Genomic DNA, 20,096 nt, shown 5'->3' on the forward strand with positions numbered 1-20,096 from the left:
GGCCCGTGAACCTCGGTTCACGGGCCGCCACGCTATCTTTGAAAGCTCTAGCGCACGGTCCAGTCCACCGGCTCGGCCCCCTGCTGCACGAGCAGGGAATTCACTGTGGAGAAGGGGCGGGAACCGAAGAAACCCCGTCGCGCCGAAAGGGGCGAGGGATGCGCCGACTCCACGCTCGGGTACGGCTTCAGCATGGGCGCGCACTTGCGTGCATCCGCACCCCAGAGTAGACCCACGAGCGGCTGATTGCGCGCCACCAGGGCACGGATAGCGCACTCGGTAATCTCTTCCCAGCCCTTGCCGCGGTGCGAACCGGCGTCGGACTCGCGCACGGAAAGCACCCTGTTCAGGAGCATGACGCCTTCATCAGCCCAGCAGGACAGGTCGCCGTGTTCGGCGGGAGCGATGCCCAGGTCGTCCTGCAGTTCCTTATAGATATTGGTGAGCGAGCGGGGCACGGGCATGCCGCGATGCACCGAGAAGGACAGGCCCATGGCATTACCGGGGGTGGGGTAGGGGTCCTGCCCGATGATAAGAACCTTAACCTCGCTCATCGGGCGGCGGAAAGCGTTGAAGATATCGCCGGACGGCGGGAAGGTTCGGTAGCCGGCGGCGTGCTCGGCGCGCAGGAAATTCCCCATGGCGTGAATCTGCTCTTCGACCGGGGCGAGGGCCGCGGCCCAGTCCTCGCTCATGATGGTGTTCAGGGGCTGGTTCAAGCGTACTCCTCGGGCTGGGGCGGCCCGGCTGGTTTCGGTGCCGGGCGCGCGACGTTTGCTTCTCCTCTAGACTGAGGCTCTCCTCTAGACTAAGGGAAGACGAATACTCGCGGTGGCAATGTCGGCCGCGATGGTACGCCGCAGACAGAATGAGGAGGGAATATGCCGAAGCAGGAACACGCCGAAGCCGTGCAGTCCGAAACCCCGGAGAACAAAACTCCCGAGAACAAAACTCCGGGAAAGACCGAAAGCCCGGCTGAAACCTCGGCCGAGCCCCTCGTCCGTGCCGAGACCCAATCGGATGAGCTGAACGACGGGCTGAACCCGCTCGAGCGGCGCATCCTGGCCCTGGAACGCCGAGGATTCAAGCATCAGGGTTCCAAAGAGAAGGCCATTAAAGCCCTCGGATTCCCCCCGATTGCCTACTACCAGATGCTGAACGTCATGCTGGACGACGAGCGCGTGCGCGCGGCGGCTCCGCGACTCGTGGATGCGCTGCGCGCCCGTCGTGACGCCGACTAGTCAATCCTGGCGTGACGCTTTGCGGTGCGTGCCCGCGTTGGTCCCGCCGGCCCGAGACGGTACTCTAGGTACAGGGAGCGCCGAGTCATCCGCCGCGCTACCTCGAAGAAGCACCGCGCGGACCACCGCGATGAAGTACCCGTGAATTGAGGAGACCATGAGCTATCCCCGCGACGAGTTTGATGAGGTGGACGAGAAGACCGCACGCCGCGGAACCTACCGCGCGGTCAACGCCGATCCCGCAAAGAGCCCGAAGGGTGCTATTCCGCTGGTTGCCGCCGGCGTGGTCGGCCTGCTGGTGGGTGCCGCCATGTACATTTATGCCCCGCGCACGGCTTCGCCCGAGTACTCGGCGCAGAAGTCCGCGTCGAGCTCTGCTTCGGCCCGTTCCTCGGCATCCGCTACCTCCGCTTCTGCCTCTGCGTCCGCGACGGCCTCGGCCACCCCCTCGAAGACGGGCCTGGTGGACAGCATTTCGGTGGGCGTGTTTAACGCGTCTGCCCCGGCCGGTAGCGCCTCGAGCGCGGCGGCTCTGCTGAGCAACTACACCGTCAATGAGACCGCCAACTACACCGGCGCGGCTCCGGCGACCAGTGTGGTCTACTACGCGGAGGGCTACCAGGCGCAGGCGCAGAGCATCGCCGCGGCCCTGGACATTTCCCAGGTGCGCCAGGCGACCTCCGCCGTGCCGATGGGCAACCACGAGGTGATTGTGGTTCTGGCCTCCGATTACACCGGCTAGGCCCCCGCCTCCGCCGCTTTGTCATGACAAACTTTCACCGACCCCACTCGTGCAATTCCAATCAGGTACCGGGTGGGGTTGATGCTTTAACGTCCCCCTCGAGAGGGTGTTGAGGTCCCCGATGGTGGGTTGGGTGAGCGCAGATTAAGCACTGGGCGATTAACCCTTCAACCTTGGGCTTAAACGTTTGCCCCCTGCCGGTGCGGGTGCCACAATTGATGTAGCATTTGGGCGCCCTGCATGGCGCGCGCGTGAGTTACACGCGCCAGGGTCCGGGCCCCAATTTTAGACGTACCGCATCCCAGCGGGATGCAGGAGAAAATCCTATCGTTCAGGAGGACACTTATGGCAAAGCTCATTGCTTTTGACGAAGAGGCACGCCGCGGCCTTGAGCGCGGTTTGAACACCCTCGCCGATGCAGTGAAGGTGACCCTCGGCCCCCGCGGCCGCAACGTTGTGCTGGAGAAGGCGTGGGGCGCCCCCACCATCACCAACGACGGTGTCTCGATCGCGAAGGAAATCGAGCTGGAGGATCCGTACGAGAAGATTGGTGCGGAGCTCGTCAAGGAAGTTGCCAAGAAGACTGACGACATTGCCGGTGACGGTACCACCACCGCTACCGTTCTGGCTCAGGCGCTGGTCCGCGAGGGCCTGCGCAACGTGGCTGCTGGCGCTGACCCGCTGAGCCTCAAGCGCGGTATCGAGAAGGCTGTTGAGGCTGTGACCGAGGCTCTGCTCTCCTCCGCGAAGGAAGTTGAGACCGAGGAAGAGATTGCCGCAACCGCGTCTATTTCCGCTGGCGACGCCGAGATCGGCAAGCTCATTGCTGAGGCAATGGAGAAGGTCGGCAAGGAAGGCGTCATCACCGTTGAGGACTCCAACACTTTCGGCCTGCACCTGGAGCTGACCGAGGGTATGCGCTTCGACAAGGGCTTCCTGTCCGGTTACTTTGTGACCGACCCGGAGCGTCAGGAAGCCGTCCTGGAGGACCCCTACATCCTGGTTGTGAACCAGAAGATTTCGAACGTTAAGGACCTCGTCCCCGTCCTGGAGAAGGTCATGCAGTCCGGCAAGCCGCTGCTGATTGTTGCTGAGGACGTTGAGGGTGAGGCTCTGGCTCTGCTGGTGCTGAACAAGATGCGTGGCTCCATCAAGTCTGTGGCCGTGAAGGCTCCGGGCTTCGGTGACCGCCGTAAGGCTCAGATGGCCGATATCGCTATCCTGACCGGTGGCCAGGTCATTACCGAAGAGGTTGGCCTGTCCCTGGACGCCGCAACCCTGGACATGCTGGGTACCGCCCGCAAGGTCGTTGTGACCAAGGACGAGACCACCATCATCGAGGGTGCGGGCGACGCAGCAGCTATTGAGGGTCGCGTGGCTCAGATCCGCGCAGAGATCGCTAACTCCGACTCCGATTACGACCGCGAGAAGCTGCAGGAGCGCCTGGCTAAGCTCGCCGGTGGCGTGGCCGTGCTGAAGGCCGGTGCCGCAACCGAGGTTGAGCTGAAGGAGCGCAAGCACCGCATTGAGGATGCTGTGCGTAACGCTAAGGCTGCTGTTGAGGAGGGTATCGTCCCCGGTGGTGGCGTTGCTCTGATTCAGGCCGGCGTGAAGGTCTTCGACAAGCTGGAGCTGACCGGTGACGAGGCTACCGGCGCGAACATTGTGCGCGTGGCTATTGATGCACCGCTGAAGCAGATTGCCGCTAACGCTGGCCTGGAGCCGGGCGTTGTGGTTGACCGCGTTCGCTCCCTGCCTGCTGGTACCGGCCTGAACGCTGCAACCGGTGAGTACGAGGACCTGATGGCTGCCGGTATTGCTGACCCGGTGAAGGTGACCCGTTCGGCTCTGCAGAACGCTGCGTCTATTGCTGGCCTGTTCCTGACCACTGAGGCTGTTGTGGCAAACAAGCCGGAGCCCGCTGGTGCGGCTGCTCCCGGTGCGGACGGCATGGCAGGCATGATGTAGTAGAAATTTATCCCTGATGGGGTAAATTTCTACGGAATCCGTGGCACGCGAAGCGTGACACGGTGGTGACCCGGCGCTGGTACCCAAACCGGCGCAGGTCCACGCATCCGTATGAGGCGGGGGCGGCTACCCATGAAGGGTGGCCGCCCCCGCTTTTTCTGTGCCGTTTGGGCGGTAACTCAAAGAGGTGTTTGCGAGGCGAGGAGGGGGTAAGCGATATGCTGAGAACATGAGCTCTAACACCACGTCTTCTTCTCATCTTTCACCAGCCCCGGACCGCGCCAATCGGAGCGTGAAGAGCATCGGATCGCGGGGCTCGATTCTGAGCATCGGATCGGTGAACTCGTTCTGCAGTATTGGTTCCGTGAACTCGGCGTTTTCGATTGGCTCGGTATTCTCGATTGGGTCCATCGGCTCTGTCTTTTCTGCCGGGGCCGTCGCCTCGTGCCTGGGCTTTCTTGGGGTGCTGTCAGTCTTTTCGGGGTTCTCCGTGCTCTCGGTGGGGTCGTATCGGTCGGCGCTGAAAGTAAATTGTCGCCCGGGGACTCGGCCATCGGGTCCTTCGCGTTCCTAAGCGCCCGTGCGTCATGGGCCGGCGGCGTTCCCGGCTCGTGGAGGCGGTAAAATGGTTCCCCTATGGAATGTGCCTATTTTCGTGATGACCTCTGCTCCTCCTGCCCCAGCATTGAGACCGCCTACACCGCGCAGGTGCAGGCGAAGCAGGAGCATGCCCGCGCCCTGCTTGCCGCCCACCCGCAGTTGCAGTGGCTGGATCCGGTGACCAGCGCGGAGGCGGGCTTCCGCAATAAGGCGAAGCTTGTGGTGGGCGGTTCGGCGAAGAACCCGACCCTGGGCATCGTGGACTACCGTACGGGCGCATCCACGGATTTAAGCGAATGTCCGCTCTATATGGAGCCGATTCAGGCGGCTATTCCGGTGCTGCGTGAGCTGATTCAGCGCGCAGACCTGACCCCCTATGACATCCCGAATCGCCGCGGTGAGCTGAAGAATATTCTGGTTACCGCTTCGGCGGCGGGTGAGCTGATGGTGCGTTTCGTGCTGCGTTCGAAGAAGCTTCTGGTGCCGATTCGCCGGCAGCTGGGCTGGCTGCAGGAGCGGCTGCCGAACCTGGCGGTTCTGTCGGTGAACCTGTTGCGTGAGCCGGTGGCGCGCGTTGAGGGCGACGAGGAGATTATTCTCTCGGAGCGTCAGACCCTGCCGATGCAGGTGAACGACCTGACCCTGCATCTGCGCCCGCAGAGCTTCTTCCAGACGAACACGAAGGTCGCCGAGGCGATGTACGCGCAGGGCCGCGAGTGGGTGCGTGAGGTGGCTCCGCGCTCGCTGTGGGACCTGTACTGCGGCGTGGGTGGTTTTGCCCTGCACGCTGCCTCGGTGATGGGCGGCGGCTCGGTGACGGGCATTGAGATTAGTGCGGAGGCGGTCGCTTCGGCGCAGCGTACGGTTGCCGAGTACGGGCTGGAGGGCGTGGACTTTTCGGCACAGGACGCGCCGGAGTTTGCGGTGTCTTCGGGCACGGTGCCGCAGATGCTGGTGGTGAACCCGCCGCGCCGCGGTATTGGTGAGAGCCTGTGCGCGTGGATTGAGGGTTCGGGTATTGACCGCGTGGTGTATTCGAGCTGTAACGCGGTGACCCTGGCGAAGGACCTGGAGCGTATGCCCTCGTATGCGCCGGTGCAGGGCCGTGTGCTGGACATGTTCCCGCATACGGACCACTACGAGGTCATGGTGCTGCTGCAGCGGCAGTAGTAGCCTTTATACGTGTAGGCGGTGGCGTCTCGGATGGTTGTGTCCGAGGCGCCACCGCTTTTTCGTGCCTATTCTTGGGGCGCGGTTTAGCTCGCCGCTCCTAACCCTGCGCCGCGAGAATACCCGCCGCATACGCTGCCTGACCCACGTGCTGTACCGCGTCGTCAATCATGCTGACCAGGCGCACACCGCGAGTCACCGGCGGAGTCCACGAACGGTCAATAATCTCGCTCAAATCAGCCTCGCTCAGCGTCTGCGCGTAGGCTGCGAGTGCCTCGCCGGTTGCCACAAGGTACTCCACCAACAGGGCAGAATCTTCAACCACGATGGAGCGTGCCTGCTCGGCGGTGTGGCCGTAACCCATGGTGTCGCCGAGTTCGCCCAGGTTGAAACGTTCCCTGAAGCCCTGAGCCTCCCAAATCTGCGGCTGACCGTTCAGCGCGGAGAGCTGCATGTCCATCTGTCGTCCGGCGTGCCAGAGCAGCCAGGCGATAGAGTTCGGGTGCCCGCCCGGGTGGGCGTTGAGCGCCTCAGCTGATAGTCCCTTGACTGCTACGGCGGCTTCGATGCCGGGGCGGCTGGCGGCGTCACGCAGAATATCGTGGGTTTTCATGGAATCCTCCTGAATTTGCTGGCTTCTTGTAGGCTGGCTTCCTTTAGGCTGGCTTCTCGTAGGGAGCCGGGTAGTTTCAGTCTACGCCCGAGCGGGCTGAGGGGCGGCTGTGGAAGGAGGGAAGGGCCTTTGTTTTTATGGCGCACGTCGTAGATATAAAACTTGACGGTGTAAGTTTTTGCTGTCATAGTTGTACTTGTACCCGATACGGATACAACTAAGGTATGCGGCACACGACCCAGGAGGGGATATGGACACCAAATTCTCGGTAGCACTGCACGTCCTAACGATGATCAGCGAAAGCGAAAAAACGCTCAGCTCCGAAGACCTCGCGCGTAGCGTCGGCACCAACGCCAGCTACATTCGCAAAATCATCACCCTCCTCAAAAAGGCAGACATCCTCAGCTCCCAGCGCGGCAAACCCGGCTACCAGCTCACCCGCCCGGCAGAGAACATTAGCCTCCTCGACATCTACCTTGCCGTCCAGGAAAGCCACAGCATCAACCTCTTCCACACGCACCACAACGCGAACGAAGAATGTCCGGTCGGCGCCCACATCCTCCAGGCAGTCAACCCCATTTTCGAAGAAACCCAGCGGCACCTGGCTCAAGACCTCGCACAGCGAAGCCTGCGCAACGTCATCACGAACCTCTACACCGCGGCAGGAAAACCCCTCCCGCATAACCGGCTCAAACACGGCTAAACCCGGCACCAGAACTTACCGAATAACACCACACCCGAAAGGACCCCCATGAAGGCAGCACAGATCGTTTCATACAACAAGAACAACATCGCCCTCACCGTCACTGACGTACCCGCACCCCGCCCCGCCGCACAGCAGGTACTCGTCAAGATCAGCACCGCAGGCGTCAACCCCCTCGACAACATGATTTCCCGCGGTGAAGTCAAGCTCATCACCCCCTACGCCCTGCCCCAAATCGCAGGCAACGAAATCGTCGGCCGCGTAGAAGCCCTCGGTGAAGGCGTCACCTCCTTCAAGGTCGGCGAGCGCGTCTTCGCCCGCCTGCCGCTGAACAGCATTGGCGCTTTCGCAGAATACGTAGCCGTGGATGCGGCCGCTCTGGCTCGCGTACCCGAATACCTCAGCGACGAAGAAGCGGCGGGCGTTCCCCTGACCGCCCTGACCGTCATGCAGGCATTCGACCTGATGAGCGCCCAGCCCGGCAAGACCATCTTCATCTCCGGCGGTACCGGCGGTGTGGGTGCCATGGCAATTCCCCTGGCAAAGGCAAAGGGCCTGACCGTCATCACTAACGGTAGCGCCTCCGGTAAGGAGCGCGTGCTGGGTCTTGGCGCTGACCGCTTCATCGACTACAAGACCGAAAACTACGCTGAAACCCTCAGCGGTATCGACTACGTGCTCGACACCCTCGGTGGCGACGAGACTGAAAAACAGATGAGCATCATGGCGCCCGGCGGTCAGCTCGTCTCCCTGCGCGGCATGCCCAACAAGGCATTCGCACAGCGCATGGGCATGCCCCTCTGGAAGCAGCTGCTCTTCGGGGCGGCAGGTCGCACCATGGACCGCAAGGCGCAGAAATACGGCGTGACCTACCACTTCATCTTCGTCGAATCTAACGGCGCGCAGCTGCAGCAGGTTGCTGACATCTTCGCTGAGCGTCAGATTAAGCCCTCTATCGACACTGTCTTCCCCTTCGAAGACGTCAACGCCGCCCTGGACAAGGTCGCTAACGGCCGTTCCAACGGCAAGACCGTCATCTCCTTCACCGTATAAGCGCCTCACTCAACGAAAAGAAGAATCGTGTCTTACCTCGAACCTCCCACCCGCCACATCACCGTCAACAACCAGAAGATTGCCTACCGAGAACTCGGCGAAGGCAACTCGGACATTCCGCTGGTCATGCTCGTGCACCTCGCCGCGACCATGGACGACTGGGACCCCAAGCTGCTTGACCTGCTCGCTAAGCGCCAGCACCTGATCGTGATGGACCTGCCCGGTGTAGGCTCCAGCGAAGGCTCTGTTGCGACCACCATCTCCGGTATGGCTCACCAGGCAGCAGAAATTATTCAGGCCCTCGGCTACCAGAAGGTCAACCTGCTGGGCCTGTCCATGGGCGGCATGATTGCCCAGGAAGTTGTGCGCGCCTACCCAGCCCTCATCAACCGCATGGTGCTGGTCGGTACCGGCCCGCGCGGCGGCGCTGGAATCGACGCCGTCACCGGAACCACCTTCGGCTACATGGCGCGTGCAGCCCGCGAGAAGATTAGCCCCAAGCGCTACATCTTCTACACCCACGACGCACAGGGCGGCATTGAGGCGCAGCGCGTGCTGGACCGCATGGATGCCCGCACCGAGGCGCACCGCGGTGCCCCGATGAAGGTTGTCGGCTTCCTGCGTCAGCTGGTGGCTATTCGCCGCTGGGGCAAGCAGCCGCAGGACGATATGGCGTACATTGCCCAGCCCACCCTCATCGTCAACGGTGAAACCGACATGATGGTGCCCAGCGTCAACTCCTACGATATGCACCGCAAGGTTGCCCAGAGTGAGCTGAAGATGTACCACCGTTCCGGTCACGGTGCTCTCTTCCAGTATGCAGATGAGTTCGCTGAGGACCTGCTGAAGTTCCTGGAAAGCTAGAGTCCCGGCCACTGACATGGGCGAATACGGCAAGTAATCCGCCAAAATATCACCCATAAAACCTACTTTGAGGCCCCTGCCGCGCCCCCTGCGGCGGGGGCCTCACCTTATACCCCATCGCCTGAGCCTGCCCCAAAGAAAACCGGCACCCGGAAATAATACGCCCGCACCCTCGTTGAACTCTGCGAAGAAAACATCATCTGAACTTCATAGGAGAATATTATGATCACCCCCGCTTAGCTGCACTTTGATATGGTTGTCATCGGCTTCGGCAAGGGCGCCAAGGCCAACCGGTGCAATGACGCTCACCGTCGCCGCCGTTCTTCCACAACTAACTCTGCGCAACGACCTCCTGGTAGTGCTCGCCCCACGCCCACAGCGCATCGAACAGGGTGCGCATGCTCTGCCCCAGCTCGGTCAGCTTATACTCCACGCGCAGCGGCACCTGCTTGTAGACGGTGCGGGTGAGGATTCCGCGAGCCTCAAGCTGGCGTAGATTTTCGGTGAGCACCTTCTGCGAAATATCGCCAAGCGAGCGCTGAAGCTCCTTATACCGCAGGGGCCCGTTGAGCAGATCACGCACAATCAGAGCGCCCCAGCGCGTTGAAATAACCTCCAGAGTGGTTTCGACGGGGCACTGCGGCAGTTCAGCGTTTTGGTAAAGGTACTGGTCCGTCACAATGGTTTCCTTGGGGTAACTGGGGCACGTTAAAGTGCCGTATTGACGGGTGTTTATCGCGTCGGTAGCGTTGAATACGTCCTAAGAATACAACGTTTATCGCGGAGGAAACATGAAAATCGCAGTCATCGGTGCAAACGGTAAAGCCGGTACTCTCGTCGTGCGTGAAGCCATCGAACGCGGGCATGAAGTTACCGCTATCATGCGGTCCGAACACCCCACCCAGGCGCAGCACGCACTCATTAAGGACGTTTTCGCGCTCACTCGCAACGACCTGTCGGGGTTCGATGCAGTGGTAGACGCCTTCGGCGCGTGGACTCCCGAGAGTCTGCACCTGCACAAGGACCACCTGGTCCATCTTGCAGAGGCGCTCAGCGGCACCCAAACTCGTCTGCTCGTTATCGGCAGCGCCGGTAGCCTCTACCCCGACTCGACCACGGATCAGCGGCTTGTAGACTCGCCCGCTATGCCCGAAGAATTCAAACCGCTGGCTACCGCGATGGCGCAGGCGTATGATGCGCTGCGCATCCGTGAGGATGTTGCCTGGACCTACATGAGCCCGGCCCTGGTGTTTAACCCTGAGGGTGAGCGCACGGGTGAATACCAGCTGGCAGGCGATGTGCTGACGATAAATGCCGCCGGGCAGAGTGAAATTAGCTATGCGGATTTTGCGGTCGCCGTGCTTGACCTTATTGAGTCGGGGGAGCATCAGCGCGAACGCGTAAGCGTGGTGTCGCGCTAGCTTACACCCCTGCTGCTGGGTGTAAAAAGAGCCTTTATGTGAATATAGCGTTGGAAATCCCGCTTTATTCACATAAAGGCTCTTTTTTAGGCTGCCTGGAAAAGGTAGGCACCCCCAGCGCAGCGTCAAGAAAAAATGTGGCGCGCGGGAATAATACTCATTTCTTTCCGTTGAACTCTGTGAAGACATCATCATCTAAAATTCACAGGAGAATATTATGACCACCCCCGCTCAGTTGCACTTTGACATGGTCGTCATTGGCTTCGGCAAGGGCGGCAAGACTCTCGCCGGCGCATACGCCAAGACCGGTAAGAACGTTGCCCTCATCGAGCAGTCCTCAAACATGTACGGCGGCACCTGCATCAACATCGGTTGTGTACCCACCAAGGCGCTCGTACACCGCGCCGACGAGTTCCGCGCCAGCGGCGAGCGCACCATCGAGGAGGCAAACGCCGCCTACGAATCCGCCGTGGTTTTCCGTGACAAGCTGACCGGCATGATGCGCGCCAAGAACCGCGAGATCCTGCTGTCCAACGAGACCGCTAAGCTCATTGACGGTCACGCACGTTTCGTCTCCGACACCGAGGTTGAGGTCACCGCGGGCGAGGACACCCTGCGCGTTACCGCCGACTACTTCATCATCAACACCGGTGCCGTGTCGGTTATCCCGCCGATTGAGGGTATCCGCGAATCTGAGCGTGTGCTCACCTCCACCGAGTTGCAGAAGCTCACCCCGCGCCCCAAGCGCCTGGGCATTATCGGTGGTGGCCCCATCGGTGTTGAGTTTGCCGGTATTTTCTCCTCCTACGGTACCGAGGTGACCATTCTGGATGGCGCACCCGCCCTCTTCGGCCGCTATGACGAGGACGTTGCCCAGGTTGCCCGTGAAATTATTGCCGACCAGGACATTACCGCTCACACCGGCGTGCGCGTGCAGTCCTTCAAGGACGGCGCTGACTCGGTGACCGTGACCTACCTCGACTCCGAGGGCGCTACCCGGGAGCTGGAGGTGGACTACGTGATGGTTGCGACCGGCCGCAAGCCCGCCACCGAGGGTCTGGGCCTGGAGAACACCAGCATCGAAACCAACGACCGCGGCGCAATTGTCGTGGATGAGCACCTGCGCAGCACCGTGCCGAACATTTTCGCGCTCGGTGACGTGAACGGCGGCCCGCAGTTCACCTACATCTCCCTCGACGATTACCGCGTGGTGCTCTCCCAGCTGGTCGGTGACGGTTCCCGCTCCACTAAGGACCGTAAGGCAGTGGCTTCGACCATTTACATGAACCCGCCGCTGTCTTCCGTGGGTCTGACCGAGCGTGAGGCAATCGAGGCTGGCCACAAGGTGAAGGTCGCTTCGAAGCCGGTTGCCGCGGTTGCCGCGATGCCGCGCGCGAAGACCCAGGAGAACCCGCGCGGCATCATGAAGTTCGTGATTGACGCGCAGACCGACCAGATTCTGGGCGCCCAGCTGCTGGTAATCGAGTCCATGGAGGTTATTAACCTGGTGGCTCTGGCGATGCGCCACGGCATTACTGCTTCGCAGCTGCGCGATGAGATTTACACTCACCCCTCGATCACTGAGGGTCTGAATGAGGTTCTTGCCGTCGCGGCGCCCGTGAACTAGTTGAACTAGAATCGCGGCTGAATTCGCGGTTTGTATAGCGTTTCTGCTTGTCCGAGTGCTTCCCTGCCCGTTCCGCCCGTTGTGCTGTCAACGGGGGTGCGGGTGGGGAAGCATTTTTGTTAAGGCTCATATATACCTTGTACCTAAGCATGCCCTAAGATGGTTATGAGATAAGCGCAAGCTCACCGGTTGGGTGGTCAGCGCGAAGGGGCTCGGAGGCGAGCCTCACTCGCTGCTACACCCACCACAGCGCACGGCCTGCGCCGCGCATACAACCGAAAACCAAAGGCACGAACCGGGAGAATCATGGCACTGCCCAAAATTAAGCCCTACACCTACGTCGACCGTGAACACAGCAACCGCGTGAGCTGGCCTGTGGACCCCTCCCGCGCTGTACTGCTCGTGCACGACATGCAGGTACACTTCGTCCAGGCTTTCGAAGGCGCCAACCTGGGTGAGGGCAACGACAACCCGGACGCCCAGATTAACATCGCCATTCGGAACCTGCGCCGCCTCATTGACGCCGCCCACGCCGCCGGAATCCCGGTCTACTACACCGCGCAGCCGCCGCGCCAGAACCCCGAAGACCGCCGTCTGCTCATCGACTTCTGGGGCGACGGCCTGCAGAACGACGAGTCCGCCCGCGTGCTCGACGAACTGGCACCCACCGACCGCGACACCGTGCTGACCAAGTGGCGCTACTCCGCGTTCATGCGCAGCCCCTTCGAGGACCTGCTCAAGGAGTCTGGCCGCGACCAGCTCATTATCGGCGGCGTGTACGCGCACATTGGCTGCCTGACCACCGCCCTAGAGGCGTTCATGCGTGATATTCAGCCGTTTATGGTTGCGGACGCGCTCGCCGACTTCTCGGAGGAGGAGCACCGCATGGCGTGCGAGTACGCTTCGGGTCGTTGTGCCCGCGTGCTGAACACCGCCGATGTGCTCGCCGACCTGCAGGCCGCAGAAGATGCTGAGAAGGCTGAGGGCGCTGAGGAGGCGCGCGCGTGAGCTGGGTAATTGTTACCGGCGCGAACGGCGGTATTGGTGAGGCAACCGTCCACCAGCTCATCAAGAACGGTTATTCGGTGTTTGCGGCTGACCTTGCAGAGCAGCCCATTGCCTCCTTCGGCACCTACGGGGACGCAATCTTCCGCTACCGCGCCGTAGACGTGACCAGCGAAGAGTCCGTCACCGCCCTCGCCAACGCTGTAGCGGCACTCGACGAACCCATCACCGGCGCGGTGCTCGCCGCGGGCATCGCCCACAGCCAGCCGCTGCTGGAAACCAGCTTCGACACCTGGAAGCGCCTGCACGCGGTCAACTCCGACGGCGTGTTCCTGTGCCTGCGCGAATTCGCGCGCATCATGATTGACCAGCAGGAGTCCGACCCGACCAACAGCCGCTCCCTGGTGACGGTCGCCTCCAACGCGGCGCGTGTGCCCCGCGCGGAGTTTGGTGCCTACGGTGCATCGAAGGCGTCGGCGGCGCGCGTGAGTTCCAGCTTCGGTCTGCAGCTTGCCGCGCACGGTATTCGCGTGAACTCGGTCTGCCCCGGTACCACCCGAACCCCCATGGTGACCGACGCCTGGGAGGGGGAGGACCGCTCCGCCCTGCCGGTTGCCGGTAACCCGCAAACGTTCCGCCTGGGCATTCCGCTGCGCCGTATTGCCGACCCGGCGGATATTGCGGCGGTCAACGCCTTCCTCATTTCTGAAGCGGCACGCCACATCACCATGCAGGAGATTGTTGCCGACGGCGGCGCTACCCTCTAAACCGCGGTTCGCGCCCCGCCCCTTGCACCTCGGGGCGCCCTGCGCGAGCCCACACGCCACTACCAGAAGTACAATGACGAACCTTCCTGATTATATTTTTGCCACCGGCACCCGCGTGCTCCGCGCCGCCGGTGCGATGACCCCTGTAACCTTCGAGAACGCCCAGGAAGAGGCAAAGCGCGCCGGCACCGCCGTCGTGGGCCTCATCCCCTTCGACCCGGAGGCCCCCGCCTACCTCTTCGTCCCCGAACGCTTTGAGGAAGAGGAGGTGCCCGTCCCCGAGCACACCGTGAAGCTGGCCGAGCCCGTGTCGGTGACCGGCCGGCAGAACGACCGGTTCCGTGCCGCCGTGGCGACCGCCGTGGAGCGCATGAAGGCGGGTGAGCTGAGCAAGATCGTGCTTTCGCGTGTGCTCACCGCCCGCTACGCACCCGGCGCTCTCAACCTGGAGGCGCTGTACAACAACCTGCGCGCCCAGCAGCGTTCCGCGTTCAACTTTGCGGTGCGCCTGCCCGACGGTGAGCGCGGTATGAGCGGAAGCTACCTGATGGGTGCCTCCCCGGAGCTGGTGTTCCGCACCGAGGGCCGCGCCTTCAAGACCCACCCGCTTGCCGGTAGCGCCCCGCGCATTGCCGAGCCCGGTAGCGCCGAGGACGAGGCGATTCGTGACCGCCTGTTCGCCTCGCCGAAGGACCGCCACGAGCACGCCTACGTCATCAACGATATTGCCGAGCGCCTGGCACCCATCGCCGAGGAGCTGAACGTGCCGCAGGTGCCCTCGCTGCTGCAGACCCCGCAGCTTTGGCACCTGGCGACCCCCATCGACGGTGTGCTGAAGGAGGGACTGACCTGCCTGGACGGTGCCCGCGCGATCCACCCGACCCCCGCGATTTGCGGTGCCCCCACCGAGAAAGCACTCGATCTGATTCGCCAGCTGGAGTCTTTCGAGCGCCGCTACTTTGGCGGCCTGGTCGGCTACATGGACGCCGAGGGCAACGGCGAGTGGGCGCTGGTTCTGCGTTGCGCCCAGGTCAGCCCGGAGGAGGCGGTGCTGTACGCGGGCGCGGGTATTGTGGCTGAGTCCGACCCGGAGCTGGAGCACACGGAGACCGGCACGAAGCTCGGCAGCTTCGGTCGCGCCCTGGGCGTGGATACCCTGGGGGAAGACACCCCTTAGGCTCTACCTTGAACGCCTTGACGAGGCAGAATAAAACGACTGAATACGATGACTGAATAAAACGACGGAACGCGCTCGCTGGCATGGCGGGCGCGTTCAGTCGTTGTTGTTATGAGGGATTGAGCCTGGCTAATCGGTGAGCAGGCGCTTGAGCTCCAGGGGAGTAGCCACCGGCAGAAGCTGAGCCTCAACCTGCGCGGGCTCACCCTCGGCGGGGTTCTCCACTGCCAGGGCGATAAGCATCTTCTGCGCGTGCTCGGGGTTCTCCGCGTCGGGGAGCGCCACGGGTACCCACTGCAGGCTAAAGCTTCGCTCGGCAGCCTCGCCGCCCTGATTACCGCCCTGATCGCCGCCGCCCTGAGCCGCGGGCGCGCTAAAGGTCGCTTGGGCGGTCAAGCTGTCCTGAGTCAGTACGCGCAGGGCGGTCGGCTCGGGAGCGTCGCTGTCCAGAAAGTCCCCCGGGACCTCTTCGTTCATGGCAAGTTCGAGCGCATCCAACAGCTCCTCGGTGAGCTGCACCCGAACCAGGGAGGGCACTACGCTCAGGCCGTGGCCGGTTGCCTTAAGCACCGCCTCCTTCGCGGTCCACAGGGCCAGCGACAGCAGGCGTAGGGCGGGTGCGGGGTGCTCCTGGGCTACCCTCTCGTAGAACGCGCGTTCTTCATCGGAGAGCGCCAGGCGCGCAAAACCGGAGAACAGGCGCGCATCCAGGGTCTCAACATCCACGCCGAGCACCGCCGAGGAATTACGGCTAAACGCACCCACGACCAGCGGATTCACCTGCGACATATTGAAATTCACGCCCGCAATACGCGGCTTGCCGTGCTTCTTACCGCTGGTGCACAGGGTGCAGGAACGATCCACCTCAATCTCAGAAGCGGCACTGGACGGCACATCCAGACGAGCCGCCGCCATGGCACGCATAAGCGCCTGAGTGCTCAGGTAGCTGACCGCCGCCGTGGAGGTCGGCAACTGCGCCGCATGCTGCTGCTCAGCAAGCCCCAGGTAGCTCAACCAGCTAAAACGCAGGGAACCGTACATCGTGCGGGTGGGAAGAGCGAAAATCTGCACGCGCTCGCTCGGACGGGCGGTAGGGCGCTCCGGGCGCTGTGCGCTGGGTGTTTCGGGGGCAGAATAGCTCATAGGTTTAGTGTACCCGCCCGGCATTACGGCAATTCGCGTTGCGAGGCTGCTTGAGGTTGTCCACAGCCGTGACCGCGCGCTACGCACCCTCGCCGCCGGTGCGGTAAAGTCATCACAGACATCATTACGGACTGCCGCCTGCACGCTAGAGAGGTGGCAGCTTAGAAAGAAGGTACCGTGAACAGCACGCAAGAGATCATTGCCGCCGCAGACGGCTCGGCGCTGGGCAACCCCGGACCGGCGGGCTGGGCATGGTATATCGACGACGACCACTGGGCGAGCGGCGGCTGGGCGCACGGCACCAACAACATGGGTGAGCTCAAGGCTGTCCTGGATCTGTTCGAGGCGACCGCATCCCGCCCGGAGGCGAAGCTGCGCGTGTACTGCGATAGCCAGTACGTCATTAACTCGCTGACCAAGTGGATGCCCGGCTGGAAGAAGAAGGGCTGGAAGAAGTCTGACGGCAAGCCCGTGCTCAACCGCGACCTTCTGGAGGCGCTGGATCGGGCGCTGACCGGCCGCGACTACGAGTTCATTTGGGTGAAGGGCCACGCCGGTCACGAGCTCAACGAGAAGGCGGACTCCCTGGCGAATGGTGCTGCGCGCGCCTATCAGGAGGGCCGCGAACCCGCGTACGGCCCCGGCTTCGGCTCGCTTGCCTCCGGTCGAGAGGACGCCACAGCGCGGGTTGAAGCGGCTTCTGAAGCTACCGCCACGACCACGGCTTCCGAGGGTGAGCCTGTTGCCTCCGTGGATGCCCACCTGCCCGTGGAGGAGTTCACCGCCGCCGAGATTGAGAATGCCCAGCGCGGTGTGGAGAGCCTGCGCCTGTCCGGCCTGCTGCGCCCCGCCTCCGCGGTGAACGCCCCCGACCCGGAGGCGGTCCGCACCCGCAAGGAGCAGCTGGCCCTCGCCGCAGAGCGTGCCGCCGAGCGCGATGCCCAGGCCCTGGTCCGCCAGCAGGAAACCGCCAACCAGGCCTCCGCCGCGCAGGCGGAAGATGAGGACGACCTGACCGGCCTGGAAGAGTTCGCCGGCCTCGACCCGAACGATGTGGATCCCGCCGAGCTGCTGGGCGAGGGCGCAGAGACCCTGCCGCCCACGGAGACCCCGGCGCCCGCAGAAGCCCCTGCAGAGACCCCCGGTTCCGTGCAGACCGCCGCGCCTGCTGTCTCCACCCCCGCTGTCTCTGAGTCCGCCACTCAGCCTTCCGCACAGCAGGCTCCCGCCACGCCGCGTCCCGAGGACGCCGCCGCCGCCGAACAGCTATTGGAAAGCCGCGGCGCCGTCATGGACCCGGCTCAGCTGGACGCCCTGCTCCACGAGCGCCTGGTGTGGGTGACCGCCACCGGCAAGTCGGTTTCGCGTTCCTCGGTGTTGCAGTATCGCGAGCGCGCCTTCACCCAGCAGGGTGCACCGGCCAAGCAGGGGGTTCAGCAGATTGATGCTTCGAGCGTTCTGGTCATGGCCGCCGTGGCAACCGCTCGCGGTCGCGTGAGCCGCTCGAGCATCTGGCATTACGACGCCGAGCGCGGCCTGTGGCGCCTGCGTTTCCGCCAGGAGACTCCCGCCTCGTAGCGCCCACCCGGTATCTCCCGGTGGGTTCGCCGCCCGCGGCCTCGGGAAGAGCCTCTGGAAAGAATCTCTGGGAAGAACCGCTGGGAAGAATCTCTGGGAAGAACCGGGAAAGAGAACATGAGAAACCCGCCGCCCCTCGAATAGTGAGGTGCGGCGGGTTTTCCGTTGGTACGTCACGCGCACGGGGCCCATCCAGTGGTGGCGGGGCGTACCGGGTGCGGGCTGTCTAGCCCACGTTTAGCCCACGAACATCGAGGCGTTGGCCTGCTCGGTGTCGGCGTAGTTGACGCCTGCGCGGGAGAGCGCCTCGTTGATCTGGGTGATGGATTCTTCGACCTGGCGCTGGGTGGCGTGCCAGTGATCCAGCACGCCCTGGAAGTTGGCCGATGCCGAGCCCGTCCAGGAGCTCTGCAGGTCGTGCAGGGAAGCGGTCATGCCGTTGACATCCGCGGTGATGGATGCGACGTAGGACTTGGCCTGGGCGCTCTTGGCCGCAATGACCTCAGAATCGACGTTGAACTGTGCCATGGGTTTCTCCTTTGAGAGTGGTGGGCGGCGGGTTGCCGCTGGGAGGGTTTGCCCCGGGTTATGAACTATCCCGAGTGCATGACACCACTATATTCTTTCAAAATGCATTAAACTACCTAAAAATACCTCAATGAGAGAATCTGCGGATAAACCCTCCCGATTGCTTCCAACGCACCGAAAATTTCGAACGGGGCCTTCAGAATTCGGCTGAATATTGCGTTGCGCCCTTTGCGCAGCGTCCATCCGGCGGTGCGTCCACACCCGGTCGTGCCTGCCGGAGCCGACCGATTGAACCCTCCGGACACGAAGAAGCCCCCGAGCGTAAGGCTCGGGGGCTTCTTTGGGGCTTCTTCTGGGTTTCGGTACGCCGCTGGCTGCCGGAGACACGTAACCCGCTAGTTCAGCAGCTGCTCATCCGAGATGGGCGGCGGGTAGTAGGGTAGCGAGATGACGAAGGTCGCGCCGCCACCGGGGGTCTCTTCAATGTGGATTCGGCCGTCGTGCTGTTCGATGATGGCGGCCACGATGGACAGGCCCAGACCGGTGCCACCGGTCTCGCGGGAACGCGAGGTGTCGGTGCGGTAGAAACGCTCAAAGACGCGCTCGCGATCCTCGCCGTGAATACCGGGGCCGTGGTCGCGCACCTCAAGGGTGGCCAGCGGGAATCCCGCAACCTCCTCGCGCACGCCGACCGCAATCTCCAGGGGCGTGCCGTCGGGGGTGTAACGCATCGCGTTGGTCAGCAGGTTCGCCACGACCTGACGCATGCGCGATTCATCGCCGAGCACCGGCGCGGAGGTGGGGGCAACATCGTCGCTGAGGCCCACGAGCGAAACCTCGCGGTCGGGGGCCGTAGCGTAGGCGTCGTTGCTGGCGTCCACCGCCAGGTTGAACAGGTCGAAGGGCGCCAGCTTGGACTCTCTGCGCTCGTCGATGCGGGCCAGTGTCAGCAGGTCCTCGACGAGCTGGCCCATGCGCTTGGACTCCGACTCGATGCGGCTCATGGCGGTGCCGACCGCCTCCTCGGTGGGAAGCGCGCCCTGGCGGTAGAGCTCCGAGTAACCGCGGATACTCACCAACGGGGTGCGTAGCTCGTGGGAGGCGTCGCCCACGAAGCGCCGCATCTTCGCCTCGCTCTTCTCTCGGGCCTTAAAGAGCGCCTCAATCTGGGCGAGCATGGTGTTCAGCGAGATGGCGAGGTTACCAATCTCGTTGTTCGGGTTGTAGTCCTCGATACGCTGGGAGAGGTCGCCGGCGGCAATCTTGGCGGCGGTCTGCTCAACGCGCGCGAGCGGCTCGAAGGTGCGCGTCACAATCACCCACGTCATGGCGATGGCCGAGGCTAGGGTGGCGAGTCCAAACGCGAAGGTGAGCACGCCGACCAGGGCGACCACCTGGTTGGTCTGCTTGAGCGGCATCGCGATGATGAGGGAGCTCGCCTCGGTCAATCCCGAGGAGTCGTTCGCCTCAATCGGCACGGCAAGTAGACGCCAATCGGCGGAACCGCTGGAGGAGCCAACGGTCACGCCCTCCTCGTTCTGCTTGCGCACCTTCTCAGCGGTCCAACCGTTCAGGGTAGGTTCGCCGGCCTGCTCGTCGTGCTCGGAGCTGAGCGAGTACAGCACCTTGCCGTCCTTATCGAGCAGGTAGACGCGGTAGGTGCTGAGCGACCCCTCCTGCTTTCCGGAAGGTCGCACGGTGGCCAGCTGCACCAGTGCCGGTGCGCTGGTCTTCATCTCTTCGTCCAGCTGGTGCACCATCTGGGCGCGCAGAGCAGAGATAGCCACGAGGCTGGTGACGGCAATCGCCAGAGCGATGAGCATGGAGGTCACCAGCACCAGCTGCGTGCGCAGGGAAAGCGAGAGGGGGATGCGATCGAGGGGTTTGAGCGCCACG

19 protein-coding genes are annotated in these 20,096 nt (G+C 63.0%); 13 read left to right on the plus strand and 6 right to left on the minus strand.

What is annotated here, in order from left to right:
* Window positions 1-47: 47 nt before the first annotated feature.
* A complete protein-coding gene (locus tag HMPREF2944_RS01650) occupies window positions 48-719 on the minus strand; it encodes a uracil-DNA glycosylase (protein WP_070679846.1) in 672 nt (223 codons plus the stop codon).
* Between the two features lie 162 nt (window positions 720-881).
* Here HMPREF2944_RS01650 and HMPREF2944_RS01655 point away from each other — a divergent pair, with 162 nt between their 5' ends.
* The 4 genes from HMPREF2944_RS01655 (at window position 882) to rlmC (ending at window position 5,721) form a co-directional block, all read left to right on the plus strand.
* The gene (locus HMPREF2944_RS01655) at window positions 882-1,241 is read left to right on the plus strand and encodes a DUF3263 domain-containing protein (RefSeq protein WP_070679849.1); all 360 of its coding nucleotides are present in this window, start codon (window positions 882-884) and stop codon (window positions 1,239-1,241) included.
* A gap of 157 nt (window positions 1,242-1,398) precedes the next feature.
* Window positions 1,399-1,983, plus strand: a complete 585-nt coding sequence (locus tag HMPREF2944_RS01660) for a LytR C-terminal domain-containing protein (RefSeq protein WP_049331512.1) — start codon at window positions 1,399-1,401, stop codon at window positions 1,981-1,983.
* Between the two features lie 345 nt (window positions 1,984-2,328).
* Entirely contained in the window at window positions 2,329-3,951 is a 1,623-nt protein-coding gene (gene groL / locus HMPREF2944_RS01665; RefSeq protein ID WP_070679852.1) for a chaperonin GroEL, read from the plus strand.
* A 636-nt stretch (window positions 3,952-4,587) separates the two neighbouring features.
* Entirely contained in the window at window positions 4,588-5,721 is a 1,134-nt protein-coding gene (gene rlmC / locus HMPREF2944_RS01670; RefSeq protein ID WP_070679855.1) for a 23S rRNA (uracil(747)-C(5))-methyltransferase RlmC, read from the plus strand.
* A gap of 100 nt (window positions 5,722-5,821) precedes the next feature.
* On the opposite strand, the gene HMPREF2944_RS01675 is transcribed toward rlmC, so the two are convergent.
* Window positions 5,822-6,334 (minus strand): mycothiol transferase, encoded by a 513-nt coding sequence (locus HMPREF2944_RS01675; RefSeq protein WP_070679858.1) that lies wholly within the window; start codon window positions 6,332-6,334, stop codon window positions 5,822-5,824.
* Window positions 6,335-6,584: 250 nt separating this feature from the next.
* On the opposite strand from HMPREF2944_RS01675, the gene HMPREF2944_RS01680 reads away from it, so the two are divergent.
* From HMPREF2944_RS01680 to HMPREF2944_RS01690, 3 genes are read left to right on the plus strand one after another with little or no spacing between them, the layout of a single operon-like run.
* Window positions 6,585-7,037, plus strand: a complete 453-nt coding sequence (locus HMPREF2944_RS01680) for an Rrf2 family transcriptional regulator (protein ID WP_070679861.1) — start codon at window positions 6,585-6,587, stop codon at window positions 7,035-7,037.
* A 48-nt stretch (window positions 7,038-7,085) separates the two neighbouring features.
* Entirely contained in the window at window positions 7,086-8,090 is a 1,005-nt protein-coding gene (locus HMPREF2944_RS01685) for an NADP-dependent oxidoreductase (protein ID WP_070679864.1), read from the plus strand.
* A gap of 27 nt (window positions 8,091-8,117) precedes the next feature.
* Window positions 8,118-8,954, plus strand: coding sequence for an alpha/beta fold hydrolase (locus tag HMPREF2944_RS01690; protein ID WP_070679867.1), 837 nt, complete (start codon window positions 8,118-8,120; stop codon window positions 8,952-8,954).
* Window positions 8,955-9,285: 331 nt separating this feature from the next.
* On the opposite strand, the gene HMPREF2944_RS01695 is transcribed toward HMPREF2944_RS01690, so the two are convergent.
* Entirely contained in the window at window positions 9,286-9,633 is a 348-nt protein-coding gene (locus HMPREF2944_RS01695) for a winged helix-turn-helix transcriptional regulator (protein ID WP_070679870.1), read from the minus strand.
* A 112-nt stretch (window positions 9,634-9,745) separates the two neighbouring features.
* On the opposite strand from HMPREF2944_RS01695, the gene HMPREF2944_RS01700 reads away from it, so the two are divergent.
* From HMPREF2944_RS01700 to HMPREF2944_RS01720, 5 genes are all read left to right on the plus strand, one after another.
* Window positions 9,746-10,375, plus strand: a complete 630-nt coding sequence (locus HMPREF2944_RS01700; protein WP_070679873.1) for an NAD(P)-dependent oxidoreductase — start codon at window positions 9,746-9,748, stop codon at window positions 10,373-10,375.
* A gap of 217 nt (window positions 10,376-10,592) precedes the next feature.
* Window positions 10,593-12,002 carry an FAD-dependent oxidoreductase gene (locus HMPREF2944_RS01705; protein WP_070679874.1) on the plus strand — a complete coding sequence of 470 codons (1,410 nt, stop codon included), beginning with the start codon at window positions 10,593-10,595 and terminating at the stop codon, window positions 12,000-12,002.
* 306 nt (window positions 12,003-12,308) lie between these two features.
* On the plus strand, window positions 12,309-13,010 hold the full coding sequence (locus HMPREF2944_RS01710) for an isochorismatase family protein (RefSeq protein WP_070679877.1): 702 nt from the start codon (window positions 12,309-12,311) through the stop codon (window positions 13,008-13,010).
* Entirely contained in the window at window positions 13,007-13,774 is a 768-nt protein-coding gene (locus HMPREF2944_RS01715; RefSeq protein WP_070679880.1) for an SDR family oxidoreductase, read from the plus strand. Before HMPREF2944_RS01710 ends, HMPREF2944_RS01715 begins: the two co-directional genes overlap by 4 nt.
* Before the next feature lie 73 nt (window positions 13,775-13,847).
* Complete coding sequence (locus HMPREF2944_RS01720) at window positions 13,848-14,951, plus strand: isochorismate synthase (protein ID WP_070679883.1); 1,104 nt, start codon at window positions 13,848-13,850, stop codon at window positions 14,949-14,951.
* Between the two features lie 129 nt (window positions 14,952-15,080).
* On the opposite strand, the gene HMPREF2944_RS01725 is transcribed toward HMPREF2944_RS01720, so the two are convergent.
* The gene (locus HMPREF2944_RS01725) at window positions 15,081-16,094 is read right to left on the minus strand and encodes a 4'-phosphopantetheinyl transferase family protein (RefSeq protein WP_083313046.1); all 1,014 of its coding nucleotides are present in this window, start codon (window positions 16,092-16,094) and stop codon (window positions 15,081-15,083) included.
* Window positions 16,095-16,271: 177 nt separating this feature from the next.
* On the opposite strand from HMPREF2944_RS01725, the gene HMPREF2944_RS09485 reads away from it, so the two are divergent.
* The gene (locus HMPREF2944_RS09485; protein ID WP_070679886.1) at window positions 16,272-17,672 is read left to right on the plus strand and encodes an RNase H family protein; all 1,401 of its coding nucleotides are present in this window, start codon (window positions 16,272-16,274) and stop codon (window positions 17,670-17,672) included.
* A 237-nt stretch (window positions 17,673-17,909) separates the two neighbouring features.
* On the opposite strand, the gene HMPREF2944_RS01735 is transcribed toward HMPREF2944_RS09485, so the two are convergent.
* Together HMPREF2944_RS01735 and HMPREF2944_RS01740 are read right to left on the minus strand one after the other, a co-directional pair.
* Complete coding sequence (locus tag HMPREF2944_RS01735; protein ID WP_049331538.1) at window positions 17,910-18,200, minus strand: WXG100 family type VII secretion target; 291 nt, start codon at window positions 18,198-18,200, stop codon at window positions 17,910-17,912.
* 395 nt (window positions 18,201-18,595) lie between these two features.
* Window positions 18,596-20,095, minus strand: coding sequence for a sensor histidine kinase (locus HMPREF2944_RS01740; protein ID WP_070679889.1), 1,500 nt, complete (start codon window positions 20,093-20,095; stop codon window positions 18,596-18,598).
* Between the last annotated feature and the right edge of the window lies 1 nt (window position 20,096).

Source organism: Rothia sp. HMSC072E10 (assembly GCF_001813965.1).
GTDB lineage: Bacteria > Actinomycetota > Actinomycetes > Actinomycetales > Micrococcaceae > Rothia > Rothia mucilaginosa_A.

Bases quoted from the DNA above. Each gene is read 5' to 3' on its own strand.
- HMPREF2944_RS01655 (WP_070679849.1), top strand. From the start codon at position 882: ATGCCGAAGCAGGAACACGCCGAAGCCGTGCAGTCCGAAACCCCGGAG.
- HMPREF2944_RS01660 (WP_049331512.1), top strand. From the start codon at position 1,399: ATGAGCTATCCCCGCGACGAGTTTGATGAGGTGGACGAGAAGACCGCA.
- groL (WP_070679852.1), top strand. From the start codon at position 2,329: ATGGCAAAGCTCATTGCTTTTGACGAAGAGGCACGCCGCGGCCTTGAG.
- rlmC (WP_070679855.1), top strand. From the start codon at position 4,588: ATGGAATGTGCCTATTTTCGTGATGACCTCTGCTCCTCCTGCCCCAGC.
- HMPREF2944_RS01675 (WP_070679858.1), bottom strand. From the start codon at position 6,334: ATGAAAACCCACGATATTCTGCGTGACGCCGCCAGCCGCCCCGGCATC.
- HMPREF2944_RS01680 (WP_070679861.1), top strand. From the start codon at position 6,585: ATGGACACCAAATTCTCGGTAGCACTGCACGTCCTAACGATGATCAGC.
- HMPREF2944_RS01685 (WP_070679864.1), top strand. From the start codon at position 7,086: ATGAAGGCAGCACAGATCGTTTCATACAACAAGAACAACATCGCCCTC.
- HMPREF2944_RS01700 (WP_070679873.1), top strand. From the start codon at position 9,746: ATGAAAATCGCAGTCATCGGTGCAAACGGTAAAGCCGGTACTCTCGTC.
- HMPREF2944_RS01705 (WP_070679874.1), top strand. From the start codon at position 10,593: ATGACCACCCCCGCTCAGTTGCACTTTGACATGGTCGTCATTGGCTTC.
- HMPREF2944_RS01710 (WP_070679877.1), top strand. From the start codon at position 12,309: ATGGCACTGCCCAAAATTAAGCCCTACACCTACGTCGACCGTGAACAC.
- HMPREF2944_RS01720 (WP_070679883.1), top strand. From the start codon at position 13,848: ATGACGAACCTTCCTGATTATATTTTTGCCACCGGCACCCGCGTGCTC.
- HMPREF2944_RS01725 (WP_083313046.1), bottom strand. From the start codon at position 16,094: ATGAGCTATTCTGCCCCCGAAACACCCAGCGCACAGCGCCCGGAGCGC.
- HMPREF2944_RS01735 (WP_049331538.1), bottom strand. From the start codon at position 18,200: ATGGCACAGTTCAACGTCGATTCTGAGGTCATTGCGGCCAAGAGCGCC.